The sequence below is a fragment of the Maritimibacter alexandrii genome, assembly GCF_005871115.1.
Classification (GTDB): Bacteria; Pseudomonadota; Alphaproteobacteria; order Rhodobacterales; family Rhodobacteraceae; genus Maritimibacter; species Maritimibacter alkaliphilus.
This window is the reverse complement of sequence record NZ_SWKQ01000011.1, coordinates 433,562-446,761: the sequence shown is the minus strand read 5'-3', so window position 1 is coordinate 446,761 and position 13,200 is coordinate 433,562. Positions and strand designations below refer to the sequence as shown.

Annotated in this window: 17 protein-coding genes; 5 read left to right on the top strand and 12 right to left on the bottom strand. The window is 63.5% G+C overall.

What is annotated here, in order from left to right; translation table 11 throughout:
- Positions 1–7: 7 nt before the first annotated feature.
- The 10 genes from FCT00_RS10295 to FCT00_RS10250 all read right to left on the bottom strand — a co-directional run bounded on the left by FCT00_RS10295 (position 8) and on the right by FCT00_RS10250 (position 8,656).
- Positions 8–709 carry a c-type cytochrome gene (locus FCT00_RS10295; protein ID WP_008328099.1) on the bottom strand — a complete coding sequence of 234 codons (702 nt, stop codon included), beginning with the start codon at positions 707–709 and terminating at the stop codon, positions 8–10.
- Between the two features lie 159 nt (positions 710–868).
- Complete coding sequence (locus tag FCT00_RS10290; RefSeq protein ID WP_138422955.1) at positions 869–1,933, bottom strand: c-type cytochrome; 1,065 nt, start codon at positions 1,931–1,933, stop codon at positions 869–871.
- On the bottom strand, positions 1,917–3,194 hold the full coding sequence (gene soxC, locus FCT00_RS10285; RefSeq protein WP_138422953.1) for a sulfite dehydrogenase: 1,278 nt from the start codon (positions 3,192–3,194) through the stop codon (positions 1,917–1,919). The genes FCT00_RS10290 and soxC overlap by 17 nt, the downstream gene beginning before the upstream one ends.
- A 19-nt stretch (positions 3,195–3,213) precedes the next feature.
- On the bottom strand, positions 3,214–4,911 hold the full coding sequence (gene soxB / locus FCT00_RS10280; protein WP_138422952.1) for a thiosulfohydrolase SoxB: 1,698 nt from the start codon (positions 4,909–4,911) through the stop codon (positions 3,214–3,216).
- 107 nt (positions 4,912–5,018) lie between these two features.
- Positions 5,019–5,870 carry a sulfur oxidation c-type cytochrome SoxA gene (soxA, locus tag FCT00_RS10275; protein ID WP_138422950.1) on the bottom strand — a complete coding sequence of 284 codons (852 nt, stop codon included), beginning with the start codon at positions 5,868–5,870 and terminating at the stop codon, positions 5,019–5,021.
- Positions 5,871–5,895: 25 nt separating this feature from the next.
- Positions 5,896–6,225: a thiosulfate oxidation carrier complex protein SoxZ gene (gene soxZ / locus FCT00_RS10270; RefSeq protein WP_040884285.1), complete on the bottom strand. Its 330-nt coding sequence runs from the start codon at positions 6,223–6,225 to the stop codon at positions 5,896–5,898.
- A 24-nt stretch (positions 6,226–6,249) separates the two neighbouring features.
- The gene (gene soxY / locus FCT00_RS10265) at positions 6,250–6,666 is read right to left on the bottom strand and encodes a thiosulfate oxidation carrier protein SoxY (RefSeq protein WP_138422948.1); all 417 of its coding nucleotides are present in this window, start codon (positions 6,664–6,666) and stop codon (positions 6,250–6,252) included.
- Between the two features lie 34 nt (positions 6,667–6,700).
- Entirely contained in the window at positions 6,701–7,180 is a 480-nt protein-coding gene (gene soxX / locus FCT00_RS10260) for a sulfur oxidation c-type cytochrome SoxX (protein WP_040884283.1), read from the bottom strand.
- Positions 7,181–7,313: 133 nt separating this feature from the next.
- Positions 7,314–7,901: a thioredoxin family protein gene (locus tag FCT00_RS10255; protein WP_138422946.1), complete on the bottom strand. Its 588-nt coding sequence runs from the start codon at positions 7,899–7,901 to the stop codon at positions 7,314–7,316.
- A 14-nt stretch (positions 7,902–7,915) separates the two neighbouring features.
- Entirely contained in the window at positions 7,916–8,656 is a 741-nt protein-coding gene (locus tag FCT00_RS10250) for a cytochrome c biogenesis CcdA family protein (protein ID WP_008328077.1), read from the bottom strand.
- 89 nt (positions 8,657–8,745) lie between these two features.
- Here FCT00_RS10250 and FCT00_RS10245 point away from each other — a divergent pair, with 89 nt between their 5' ends.
- From FCT00_RS10245 to FCT00_RS10230, 4 genes are all read left to right on the top strand, one after another.
- Entirely contained in the window at positions 8,746–9,120 is a 375-nt protein-coding gene (locus FCT00_RS10245) for a thioredoxin family protein (protein ID WP_138422945.1), read from the top strand.
- Between the two features lie 84 nt (positions 9,121–9,204).
- Positions 9,205–9,564, top strand: a complete 360-nt coding sequence (locus FCT00_RS10240) for an ArsR/SmtB family transcription factor (protein ID WP_040884281.1) — start codon at positions 9,205–9,207, stop codon at positions 9,562–9,564.
- Positions 9,565–9,686: 122 nt separating this feature from the next.
- Positions 9,687–10,748: a YeeE/YedE family protein gene (locus FCT00_RS10235; RefSeq protein WP_138422943.1), complete on the top strand. Its 1,062-nt coding sequence runs from the start codon at positions 9,687–9,689 to the stop codon at positions 10,746–10,748.
- 62 nt (positions 10,749–10,810) lie between these two features.
- Entirely contained in the window at positions 10,811–11,308 is a 498-nt protein-coding gene (locus FCT00_RS10230) for a flavin reductase family protein (protein ID WP_008328069.1), read from the top strand.
- Here the strand turns inward: FCT00_RS10230 and FCT00_RS10225 are convergent.
- Positions 11,305–11,709 carry a hypothetical protein gene (locus FCT00_RS10225; RefSeq protein ID WP_008328067.1) on the bottom strand — a complete coding sequence of 135 codons (405 nt, stop codon included), beginning with the start codon at positions 11,707–11,709 and terminating at the stop codon, positions 11,305–11,307. The genes FCT00_RS10230 and FCT00_RS10225 overlap by 4 nt on opposite strands.
- Positions 11,710–11,834: 125 nt before the next feature.
- Here FCT00_RS10225 and FCT00_RS10220 point away from each other — a divergent pair, with 125 nt between their 5' ends.
- Positions 11,835–12,848: a hypothetical protein gene (locus FCT00_RS10220; RefSeq protein ID WP_138422941.1), complete on the top strand. Its 1,014-nt coding sequence runs from the start codon at positions 11,835–11,837 to the stop codon at positions 12,846–12,848.
- A 3-nt stretch (positions 12,849–12,851) separates the two neighbouring features.
- Here the strand turns inward: FCT00_RS10220 and FCT00_RS10215 are convergent, their stop codons facing one another.
- Positions 12,852–13,187: a hypothetical protein gene (locus tag FCT00_RS10215; RefSeq protein WP_138422939.1), complete on the bottom strand. Its 336-nt coding sequence runs from the start codon at positions 13,185–13,187 to the stop codon at positions 12,852–12,854.
- Positions 13,188–13,200 lie beyond the last annotated feature (13 nt).

Below are 13,200 nucleotides of genomic sequence, written 5' to 3'. Positions count from 1 at the left end.
ACGAGGGCTATTCGAGCCCTCCGAAATACGCCGCCAGTGCGGCAATCTCTTCGTTCGAGAGCCGACCCGCCATCATCTGCATGACGGGATGCGGCCTGAATTTTTCCTTGTAGGCGTGCATCGCGACCACGAAATCCTCCTCCGGCCAGCCGACGATCGCGGGAATCCCGTCGTTATCGCCGTCGAGCTGGTGACAGGTCGTGCATTCGGAGGCGAGGTATTCGCCGTATTCGGGGTCGCCGACGATGGCGAGGATCTCGTCCGACAGGTCGACCTCACGCGGGGTGGCGGTCGGCGCGGCTTCGGGGATGTCACGCGGCTTGTCGGAATACTGGCGCAGGAAGGCGAGCAGATCGGCGCGTTCTCCTGCGTCCTTGACCCCCGGAAAGTTCATGCGCGTGTCCGAGGCGAAGGCCTTGGGGTTCTCGATATAGGCGTCCAGCGTGTCGAAATCCCAGACAAGGCCGTCGTTGCCCATGCGGGTCAGGCCATCGGAATAGCGAAAGCCATCGACCGACGCCGCCGCGCGCCCGAAAATGCCGTTCAGCTGCGGGCCGGTCCGGTTGAACGCCTCGGACCCGACCATGTGGCAGGCCCGGCATTTGCGATAGATTTTCGCCCCGTCCTCGGCATCGCCGAATTCGTTGGCTTGCGCGCCCGTTGCGATGAGGATCGCGGTCGCCGCGCAGAAAAGAGACAATCGTTTCATCACGATCTCAGCTTACTCTGCGACACTTGATCGCACAACGATTTTTGCATGAGCGATGGATCGTAAGTGTTTGTATTTAAATCGCAATATGAAATGAAATAACGGCCGCCGCCGCACGACATTCCGTGCAACGCCGACCGTCGGGAGGATACATCCGACCTATTCGAAGGTCGAGAGATACGCGATCACCGCGTCGATATCTTCCTGATCCTTGAGGCCCACGAAGGACATCTTGGTTCCCTTGATGAAGTCACGCGGCTTGGTCAGGAATTGCGTCATCGCAGCCTGATCCCAGACCAGACCACCCGCCGCCGCATCCTGAAGGCCGCTCGAATATTTGAAGCCCTCCACGGCACCGGCGGGGTGGCCGATGATCCCGTTCAGCATCGGCCCGGTGCCGTTCTTGGCGCCTTCGCCGACCTTGTGGCAGGCCTTGCACTTCTTGAAGACGTTTTCACCCGCCGCCACCAGTTCCGGGTCGGGTTCGGCCATTGCGGGGGCTGCGGCCTCCTCTGCCGGAGCTTCGGTTTCGGCCGCCGCCGCCTCGACCGGCGCCTCCTCCGACGCCTCCTGAACCGAGGCTTCTTCCTCGGTCTCCGGCGTCACGTCGAGCACCGTGGCCCGCATCGTGATTTCGACGCTGTCCTTGCAGTTCTCGTAACAGGCGTTGGCTTCTGTGAACTGCGTGTATTCCGTCTCGGCCCGGTCATCGATGATGAACCCGTCCGCATTGGGCATCTCGACATCCATGAACGTCTCTTTCGACAGCACGAAATCGTCGTCCACGAGGAAGTTGGAATACAGGATATAGGCCGTGATCGCATAGGTGTCGTCGTAGGACAGCGTCTGTGCCGCGCCGAAGGGCATGGACCGGTGCACATAGTCGAACACCGTCGACAGATAGGGCCAGTAGCTGCCCACGGTCTTGACCGGATCGTCGTTGGCCAGCGTGTCGTCGCCGCCTGCGAGCTTGGGCCAGTTACCCGCCCCTTCGGCGAATTCGCCATGACAGGCCGCACAGTTGTCCGAGAACAGGATCTCGCCGTCCTCGACCGATCCCGACCCTTCGGGCAGGTTCGAACCGTCCGGGGAAATGTCGACGTTCCACGCCGCGATTTCTTCAGGCAAAGCCTCGCGCCCAAGGCCGTAGACGTCCGCGACGGCGGGTGCGGCGATCAGGGTGGCCAGCGCCGTTCCCGCGATAAACTTAGGAAACTTCGACATTTTCTGCGCTCCCGTCGGTATTCACATGCCAGGTCTGGATGCAGTTGTTGTGGTAGACCGAGTTCAGCCCGCGCACATCGCGCAATTGCGCCTTGGTGGGCTGGACATAGCCGGTTTCGTCATGGGCGCGGCTTTGCAGAAGCATCTCGGAGCCGTCCCAGTCGATGTCGAGGTAGAAACGCGTGAGCGCCATCTTCTCGCCGGGCTTGGCGAGGCGGGCTTTCTGCCAGTTCGCGCCACCGTCGATGGAAACGTCGACACCGGTGATCGCGCCGTGACCGGACCAGGCCAGCCCGGTGATGACCAGCGGGCCGGGGCCGTGGGTGATCGGCGACTGCGGGCTGGGGCTGGTGACGACCGATTTGGCGTCCATGACCCATGTCCACTTGCGCGACGTGCCGTCGGCCAGCGTGTCGGTGTATTTCGAGGTCTCTTCGCGGCTTTCCACGGCGTGATCGGTGATCTCGATCCGGCGCAGCCATTTGACCCACATGTTGCCTTCCCAGCCCGGCACCACGAGCCGGACGGGATAGCCGTGTTCCTTGCGCAGCGCCTCGCCGTTGGCCTTGAAGGCCACCAGCACGTCGTCGAGCGCCTTTTCCATCGGGATCGAGCGGCCATTGGACGAGGCATCGGCCCCTTCCACGTAGACCCATTTGTCGGACAGATCGCCGGCGGCATCCATCCCGGCCTCTTCCAGCAGGGTGCGCAGCGGCACGCCGGAATATTCCATGTTGTGAATCATTCCGTGGGTGAACTGCGCACCATTGAGCTGCGCCCCCGCCCATTCCATGCCCGTGTTCGCCGCGCATTCGCAGAAATAGACGTGGTTTTCGCGCGGGAAGCGTTCGAGATCGGCATAGGTAAACACGAGCGGCTTATCGACCAGCCCGTTTATCATCAGCCGGTAGTCTTCCTTGCGCAGTTCGATGGCGCCCGAATGGTGACGCTCGAACGCGCAGCCCTGCGGGGTGATCGTGCCGTCGAGCGCGTGGATCGGGGTGAAGTTGATCGAGCTGATCGGGTCGGCGGTCAGCCACGGCACGTTGCGCCGCACCACGTCCGCCTCAAACTCGATCGGCATGCCATAGGGCGTGGCATCCACGCCGTCGCCCAGACCGCTCGCCCAGTCCTGCACTTCGGTGATGAGGGGGTCGGCCCCCTCGGCCCGCGCCGTGCCGGCCGCCAGGAGCGCGCCACCGGCGGCGGCGCTGCTCATGAGGAACCCACGGCGCGAGGTTTTCAGATCGTCCATCGACATCTCGCCTCCTATCCGCGTCTTATCCCTGCACCACTTCGACCGAGGTATTCGGGTCGAGCGTCACGGTGCCCAGTTTCCTGATGTGGCTTTCCACCACGTCCCAGATCGGCGGGCCTTCGGTGCCCTCGTTCACGCTTGCCCAGCCCGCGACCTGATAGGTCTTGGCGGGGTCAATCGCTTCGCCGGTCTTGAGAAGCGTCATTTCGGTGATCCGGCTGCCCTGCGGCTTGGTGATGTCGATGCGGTAGCCCATGCCACCGATGCGAACCATGTCGCCGCCCTGCTGGTAATAGGGGTCCGGGTTGAAAAGGTTATCCGCCACGTCCTCCAGGATCGTGTGGATGAATTCCCCCGTCATTTCCGTGCGATAGGCGTTCGGGTAGGTCATCGACGTGACGTTCCAGATATCCTCGCGCGTGATGTTGTCGCCGGGCAGAAGGCTCGGCCCCCAGCGCACGCCGGGCGACATGGCGATGTCGGCCTCGCGCTCGGAAATCAGCGCATCGCAGATCAGATCGTCCCACGAGCCGTTGAAGTTGCCGCGCCGGTAAAGCTCGGTGTCGGTGGTGCCGATCACCTCTTCCAGGTCCGCCAGATAGGGCGCGCGCTGTTCGTCGATCAGCGCGGTCATCTCGGCGTCGGCTTCGATCACGTCCGAGAAGATCGGGATCAGCTTGTGCCGGAAGCCCATCATCCGCCCGTCGCGCACGTCGAGGTCCACGCGGCTCACGAATTTCCCGTTCGACCCCGAGGCGATGATGATCGTGTCACCGACGACGACCGGCTCCGGCAGCGCGTCATGGGTGTGGCCCGACAGGATCACGTCGATCCCCTGCACCCGGCCCGCCATCTTCTTGTCCACGTCGAACCCGTTGTGGCTGAGGCAGACGACCAGTTCGGCGCCCGCCGCGCGCACTTCGTCCACCATCTCCTGCATCCGCTCGTCACGAATGCCGAAGGAGTATTCGGGGAACATCCAGCCGGGGTTGGCGATGGGCATGTAGGGGAAGGCCTGACCGATCACGCCGATCTTCACGCCGCCCGCTTCCATCATCTTGTAGCTTTCGAAGCTTTCGGCGGGCTCGTCCCACTCGGCGTCGAAAATGTTCTGACCAAGCGCGGCGAACGGCAGCCCCTCGATCAACTCGCGCACGCGGTCCGAGCCGAGCGTGAATTCCCAGTGGAACGTCATCGCATCGGGGGCCAGTGCGTTCATCACGTTGACCATGTCCTGCCCCTCGGTCTGGTAGCAGGTGTAGGAGCCGTGCCATGTGTCGCCGCCGTCGAGCAGCAGCGCATCGGGCCGCGCAGCGCGGATCGACTTGACCACGGTGGCCACGCGGTCGAGTCCGCCGACCTTGCCATACTCGCGGCCCAGCGCCGAGAAATCGTTGTAGGTCAAGGCATAAGCCGACGGGCTTCCATCAGCCACGCCGTAGCGGGCCTTGAACTCGGCGCCCGTGATGTGCGGCACCTGACCCTTGTTCTCACCGACGCCGAGGTTGATCTCGGGTTCGCGGAAGTAGATCGGCTTCATCTGCGCGTGGATGTCGGTGACGTGGATCAGCGTGACGTTCCCGAACGTGTCGAAGTCGAGAAGCTGGTCCTGCGTCAGGGTCTGCTGCGCGGCAAGGCGCGCCCAGTTCCCGAAGCCCGAGGCACCGACCAGCGCACTGGCGGCCATGCCCACTTGCAGGAAATCGCGGCGAGAAATCATTGGGTTCTCCGTTGGCTTCCGTCTGCGACCTTAGTCGTATGCTAAAAACGGAATATATCTAGGTAGACAAAACCCCGCGCGAGACCGGCCCGCGCGGGGTCTGAGGTTTAGTTGCGGACGGCCGGACCTTCGACCGACAGACCGTTTGCGCGCGATGCGACGTACAGTTCCAGCGCGATGAACTCCGGCGAACCCGGGCTGTAGGTTTCCGCCCGCGTGTCACGCACGCAGCCCTTGAACCGGCTCTGAACGCCCACCAGCTTGGTGTCCTTCAGACGGTAGGTCGGGAACCCGTTGACCATCCCCATGCTGAGGTGGTCGGCGCGGATCATGTTGCCGTAGTTCTGCTCGTGGCAAGTCGCGCAGGACAGGTCGAGCTGGCCGGTGCGGGTGTAGTAGAGCTCTTTGCCCTGCTCCCACGTCGACTGGGCCGGACCGTCGATCGCGACGTTCATCGGCATCCCGCGGCTGACCGAGGACAACAGACCTTCCATCGCGAGCGCGTCGGAGGCGTCCACCTTCCACGGTTCGGCCCCCATGCGGTTTTCGCGACAGTCGTTCACCTGCATTTGCAGCGTGTAGACTTCGCCCGCGGCTTCGTTCCACTTCGGATAGACCGGCTTGACGCCTGCCATATCCTCGGCCGCCCCGTGGCAATCCATACAGGATTTGCCTTCGGAACCGTCGGCGGTGGCCCAGATCTCAAGCGCGTCTTCGACCGCCAGCATCGCCGGGTTGTCGAAGTCGTCCATCTGCATGGCCTGAGTCGTGTCGTCCCGGAAGCGCCAGCCCGACATGATCTCATCCAGCGCACCGTCCAGATGGGCCGGTGCCGCCGTCTTGGTGACGATCTCGATCTCGCCGTTGATGACCAGCTCCGCGTCCTCGTCGGCCATCGCCGCCCCCGCGCCGAACGCGAGAGCAGCCGCCGCGATACCTGTAAGCAGTTTCGCTTTCATTATGTCTCCTCCCTGCGTGCCGGTTTCAGGCAACTTCGATGGCTTGCGTGTCTTCGTAGACGTCGCCGTCGTCGTCGTACCACGTGAACTTGAACTCGCCGGTCGCATCCACCTTGGCTTCGAATTCGAAGTAGGGGTTGGTCGAGATCGCCGGTTCCAGCGTCACGTCGACGACCATGTTTCCGTTCAGTTCGCAGGTGAAACGGTTGATGATCGAGCGCGGGATGACGTTGCCGTCGCTATCCTTGCGCTGGCCCGATTCCATCGGGTGACTGATGAGGGTCTTGAGCGTCACAACTTCGCCCGCCGCAGCGGTCTTGGGAGATTTGACGCGGGGTTTAACACCAGATGCCATTGTTTTTACTCCTTGATCCGCTGATTAGCCGCCACAGCCGCCGATGGTGACCTTCACGGTCTTGGCGGTCTGGATGAAGCTGCCGTCTTCCATCTGCGCGATGGCGATGACGTCCTGCGTGCCGGCGAGCCGGATGCGGGTCGAGGCCGACTGGCTGCCCGCCGCAGTGCCGAAGTTGAAGGTGGCCACGCCCGGTGTCGGGTTGCCCGCCGCAAGAATGCGGATCGCGACCGCACCCGGAGCGGCGACCGTCACGGGAACCGTGTTGCCGTTTTCGGCGATTTCCGGCGCGTCGAGGCTGATGTCGCCTTCGCCCACGTCGGCCCCGCCGGTGAATGCCGCGATGGCGTCGTCCGCCGCCGCGAATGCGCGCATCGGCAGCATGGCGACGGCAGTCGCGCCGAGGCCCCAGGCCAGTGCATCACGTCGTGTGAGTTTCATGTGTCTCTCCTGATTAGTCTGTCCGCCGCCCGGCTCACTCGGTGAGTGTCTTCAGGTAGGCGACCACATCTTCGACCTCTTGCGCGGTAAGAAGCGGCGTCACCGGCTCTCCTTCCGGCCAGGCTTTGCCGGTGAAGGCATCGCCGAGGCGTGTGAACCCGTCGGTCTTGTAGAACGCGGGCATCACCGTGCCGTCGAACGCCATCTTGGCATTGACGACCAGCCCGCGAAGCTCGGCCTCGCTCCAGCGATCCCCGGCCCCGTCGAGCACCGGCCCGACCTCGCCGTGGAACGGCACGTCGGCATAGGCCTCGGCCGCATGGCACGAGATGCAGTTGCCCGCAGATTTGTTGGTCATGATTTCGCGACCTTTTTCCGGGTCGCCCGGCACGCCGGTCAGCGACTCGGCCACTTCGTAGCCGTCGAACGACACGTTCTCGGGAGCCGTCTCTTCGGCGAAAGCCGCCCCGGTCCCCATCGCGAACGCGGCGAGCGCGATCATTGTCCGCTTCATGATTCCTCCCATCACGATTTGTGAATACGACTGTATGCCACCTGCGACAACTTGCCAATCACAAATTCTTCTTTGTGAATGATTTCGTTAACAAGGCACTGATGTCGCGCATTATTTTTGAAGTGAGACTCGATTAATCCGACAAAGCCGTTCCATTGGCCTGTTCGGCATTGAAACGCTCGTAATGGTATTTCTGGAAGTTTTCGTCGCCCTTGTAGCCCTCTTCCAGCACCCAATCGAGCAGATGGTCGGTGGTCGACTTGCCGAAGGCCCCCGGCATCACGACGACCGCCGCTTCGCGCCCGGTCGTGCCCTCGGCCACCTCGGCTTCCGGCGGGAAGAACATCATGGTGGGCGTGAACATCACCCCCCATTTCAGCGCCATTTCCTTTTCCGACAGCGCCTCGCCGTCGAAGTCGGTCACCTCGACATCGCCGAACATGTTCATCTGGATCACGTAATAGTCGTCCATCAGCTTGTCGTGGATCGCCTGAACCGGGAACACCTCCTCATGCATCTTGCGGCAATAGACGCAGCCGCGCTGCTCCCAGATCACCAGAAGGCGTTTTCCCTCGGCCTCGGCATCGGCAAGATCTTCGGACATATCCTTGAACGTCTCGTGCATCCACTCGGCCTTGTGCAGCCCGTCGTCGCCCATCGTGGCGGCGAAGGCGGGAAGCGCCAGAAACACGGCGGCGGCGATGGTCGTCAGAAAGCGCATTGTCAGATCTCCCGTCAGCCCATGTTCGAAAACACGGGGAAGGTTTCGATAAGCCAGTTCGAGATCGTGTTGACCGATCCCGTGGCGATGAGCACGGCGAAGAGGATGAGCATGACGCCCATGACCTTTTCCACGTATGGCATGTATTTGCGGTTGCGCGCCATGAAGGCGAGGAACGGCTTGGCGAAGACCGCCGCGATGACGAAAGGCGCGGTCATGCCGAGGCCGAAGGTGATAAGCAGGCTCCCCCCCTGCCACAGGCTGTCCTTCATCGCGGCGATCATCAGGATCGAGGCCAGCACCGGCCCCACGCAGGCCGTCCAGCCGAACCCGAAGGCCAGACCCATGACATAGGCCCCGACGATGGTGGACGGGTCCGCCTTGGACTGCATCCGCGCCTCGCGCATCAGGAACGGGATACGGATGACGTGCAGGAAATGCAGGCCGAAGACGAAGATGACGGCAGCCGCGATCCAGCTCAACTCCTGCTTCCACTGGGCGAAGGCCTGCCCGGCGGCCGTGGCGCCAAGGCCCAGAAGCCCGAAGATCGTCGTCACGCCGAGCGCGAAGAACAGCGCCGAGACGACGAGACGACGCTGCGCACCGGGCTGGATGTCGCCCTCGCCCGTTAGCTGCGCCATCGAGATCCCGGCCATGTAACTCAGGTAGAATGGCACCATCGGCAGAATGCAGGGCGTGAAGAACGCCACCAGTCCCGCCAATGCGGCCCCGCCATAGGAAATGTCACCGAACATAGAACCTCCCACGCGACCGTTCCGTTCTTGAACAAATCGCATAAACGAATTATGTTTTTTGAAATCGTCTGGTCAACTCGGAAATTTCGATGCGTGCTCTGGCCGCCCTTTTCGCGATCTTCGCCGCCCTGCCCGCTTTGGCGGCCGATCTCGTCATGGTCGAACAGCCCGGCTGCGCCTATTGCCGCCAGTGGGATGCCGAGCTGTCCGAGATCTACCCCAAGACCCCCGAAGGACAGGCTGCGCCGCTGGTGCGCGTGCAGCTGGTCGATGTGCAAAAGGGACGCACGGAGTTCGACTTCGCCCGCCCGGTGAACTTCACGCCGACCTTCGTGCTGGTCGAGGACGGTGCCGAACTGGCCCGGATCGAGGGCTATCCGGGCGAAGATTTCTTCTGGGGCCTGCTCGGGATGATGCTGAAAGCGCAGATCGGTTTCGATCCGGCAACACAGGCGGATGGTTGAACGCAGGCTCGAACGTTAATATTTGCATGGATAGACCCGATGGATTTAACTTCTAGCGAAACGATCAACAATCAGGACCCGATGATGGCCCTTCCCGTAATCACACCTGATATGTCCGACGAGGACATGGACAAGATGATTACGTCCGCCTGCGACGCCTCGGCCTTTCTCAAGGCGATCAGCCACGAAGGGCGGCTCATGATCCTGTGCCATCTGGTGACCGGCGAAAAATCCGTGACCGAGCTCGAGGAACTCCTGTCGGCCCGTCAGGCTGCGGTGAGCCAGCAACTCGCCCGGCTCCGGCTCGAAGGGTTGGTGACACCGCGCCGTGACGGCAAGGCGATCTATTACTCCCTCGCCGACGACCGGCCCCGGCGCGTTCTGGAAGTCATCTACGACATGTTCTGCTCGGTCGATCAGGGCAAGTCGAAGGCCGCCGAGTAACCCGTCACTGCGCCGCAGCGACGGATTTGCTTGCAAACTCACCACCACATTCGATTGAATGAAGACGTCGGGGAGGGACCGCCCCCGGCTCTGGGAGGACTGCGGTTCGCGGGAGGCACCACATGCTCGAACTGTTGGGCGAATCCAACGTCGCGGCCCTCGTCGGTCTGGTCGGCGGCATCATGCTTGGCCTTGCCGCCCGGCTGGGGCGCTTCTGCACGCTGGGCGCGATCGAGGACATGCTCTATGCCGGCTCGACGGTCAGGATGCGGATGTGGGGCATCGCGATCGGCACGGCCATCGCGGGCAGCTTCGCGCTCATGCAGATGGGTCTGCTCGATGCCCGCGCGGCCAGTTACCTCCAGTTCGGCTGGGTGCCGTGGGCCTCGGTCGTCGGCGGTCTGGTGTTCGGCTATGGCATGGCGCTGGCCGGAAACTGCGGCTTCGGGGCGCTCGCCCGCCTTGGGGGCGGTGACCTCAGGTCTTTCGTCATCGTGCTGGTCATGGGGCTTGCCGCCTATGTCGCCATATCCGGCCCCCTCGCCAACCTGCGCGTCCTCGCCTTCCCCGTCCGCCCCCTCGATCCGGGCGAGACCGTGCCGGGGATCGCGCATTACATCGAACACCTCACCGGCCTGTCCGCGCCGACCTTCGGCATCGCGCTCGGCCTGATCGTCATCGTGGCGATGTTCACCTCGCCCGAGATGCGAAAGGCCCGGATGAAGGCCGTCTGGTCGGTCGTCGCCGGCCTCGCCGTTGTCGTCGGCTGGGGCGGGACGCAATGGATCGCCAACACGGGCTTCGCCGCGATCCCCGTAGAAAGCCACACCTATTCCGCGCCTCTGGGCGACACGATACTCTACCTCATGACCGCCTCGGGCACTTCGCTCAATTTCGGCGTGGGCAGCGTGGCGGGCGTGCTCGCGGGGGCCTTCATCGGCTCGGCCCTCAAGGGCCATTTCCGGTGGGAGGCCTGCGAGGACCCGCGCGAACTCAAGCGTCAGATCGGCGGGGCGGTTCTGATGGGCTTCGGCGCGGTGATCGCGTTCGGCTGTTCCATCGGTCAGGGCCTGTCGGGCTTTTCCGTGCTCTACGTCGGCGCCCCCGTCACCTTCCTCGCCATCATGGCCGGGGCCGCGTTCGGACTGCGCCAGCTTATCTCGGGCTTTCAGCCGGCGGAATAGAACCGGCCTTCAATCCGGTTCGTATCTCGCATAGGGTCGCGACGAACGCGAGCAGGTGAGATATGATCGACAGCTTCATTCCCGCGCCGGACACCCAACGGCAGATGCGCGAGGCGCTTGGCCTGTTCGCGACCGGCGTCACGGTCGTCACCTGCATGACGCCGCGTGGCCCGATGGGGATCACCGTGAACAGCTTCACCAGCGTTTCGATGGACCCGCCGCTTATCCTGTGGTGCCCGGCCAAGGCCTCGCGCCGTCACGACGCCATGGCCTCGGCCTCGAATTTCGCGCTGCATATCATGGGCGAGGATCAGGACGAGGTCGCGCTTGGCTTCACAAGGACCGCCGAGGCCTTCGAAGGGTTCGACTGGATCACCTCGGACAAGGACGTGCCGCTGATCGAAAACTGCCCGGCCCGGTTCGAATGCCACATCCGCGACCGGATCGACGCGGGCGACCACACCGTCATCATCGGCCATGTCGACCGGGTGACGACCACGCCCGCCACCCCCCGCGTGTTCATGGCGGGGAACTGGGGCAACTTCCTGCATCAGGATTAGCGGATCAGCACGGACCCGCGCTGATATTCGCCACGCTCCTCGCTCCCATCCGGGAACGACACCTCGACCGTCACGCTTTGCACCGACCCGAGCGGATAGGTGAGATAGGGCAGGATGTCCTCGGAATACAGCGCATTGGGCGACGCCTCGTCCTCATGGCACGGCTCGTGTTCGAGCGCGCCCAGCCGTTCGCCGTTCACCGAGAACCGGATGCGGTCGACCCCGCAGCGCCAGGCCAGCAGGTTGGTGAAATACAAGAGATCGCGCCCGTCGTATTCACGCACGGCCACCCAATTGGCCTTGGTCATCGACAGGATCTGCTTGGCATCCTGCGCCGCCGCGGGCACGAGGCCCGCCACCACCGTCGCCGTGGCCAGCGCCACCGTCCTGAGCTTTCTCATCTGCCTGTCGCCCTCGCTGTTTTTCGGGTCTCTCACGCCCCGGCCCCGATGGACGCTTTTGCCGCGTCCGGCCTGAGCCTATAGTGGCAGAAAATCCGGGACCGGGCAAAGACAGGCGACAGTTCATGGCGAAAGCGGCGAAAAAAAGCAGCGGTGCGCCGCACCCGTTCAACGTGCTGGTCATCGGACAGGCGGGACGGGTCGGATACGAGGCGCTTTTGTTCGCGGCCTCCCTGCGCAAACACGATCCCGACTTCCCCGGACGCCTGATCGTGGCCGAACCGCAGCCCGGCCCGCTCTGGCCCGACGACCCGCGCCTGTCGGGCGACCAGCGCGCGGCGCTCGAAGAACAGGGCGCCGAAATCGTTCCGTTCCAAAGCGTCCATTTCGGCGCGTCCTATCCGAATGGCAACAAGATCGAAGGTCTGGCGGCCCTGCCCGCTGGCGAGCCCTTCGTCTTTTTCGACAGCGACACGGTGGTCACCGGCCCGCTGTCGCGGGTGCCCTTCGACTTCGCCCGCCCCTCGGCCTCGATGAACCGCGAAGGCACGTGGCCGCAGATCGAACTGTATGGCCCCGGTTACACGGATACGTGGAAATCGCTCTACGACCGCTTCGGGCTGGATTTCGAAAGCTCGCTCGACCTTTCGGAACCGGACGAATACTGGGGCCGATACCTGTATTTCAACGCAGGTTGGTTCTTCGGGGCCGATCCCGCCGCTTTCCGTGACCGCTACCTCGACATCGCACTCACCATCCGCGACGACGCGCCCGAGGCGCTGGTGTGTCAGGAGATCTATCCCTGGCTCGACCAGATCGCCCTGCCCCTCGCCATACATGAGATGGGGGGCGGGCGTCCGGGGCCGGAGCTTGCCGGGCTGGACGGCGACATCACCTGCCACTGGCGCGTCCTGCCGCTGGCCTATGCCCGCGAGTCGGACGCGACGATCACGGCGCTGGAGACCGCCGCCGCCCCCAACAAGGTCAAGAAAGTCCTGAAAAACCATGAGCCTATGCTGCGCATGATCTATCAAGGGCGCGGCCACAAGGTGCGCGGGTTGTTCGACCGTGACGACCTGCCACCGATGGAAAAGATGATCCGCAACCAGATCAAACGCGAAGGGTTCTGGATGCGGTGACCGCTAGAACGGGGTCGCGCCCAGCTCGTCCACCCAGTGCGCGATCCGGTCTTTCACAAGCGTCTGGCGCGCCATGTCGGAAAGGCCGTCGTCCAACCGCTCGACCACCTCGACCGTGACGGTCCCCTCCTCACGAAACGCCGCCTGCATCCCGGCGGGCGCGCCGTTGGCCCCGCCCGTGCGCAGCATGAACGACAACCGCCGTTCCAGTGAGGCGGCATCGGACACCGCCTTGACCCACATCGCCGCGCCGATGCGGACGATGCAGATCGCCCAATCCGCCTTGCGCTCGCTCCACGCCGCCTTCGCCGCTCGTTTTTGATCCTTCGACACAGCCATCTTGCCACCTTTT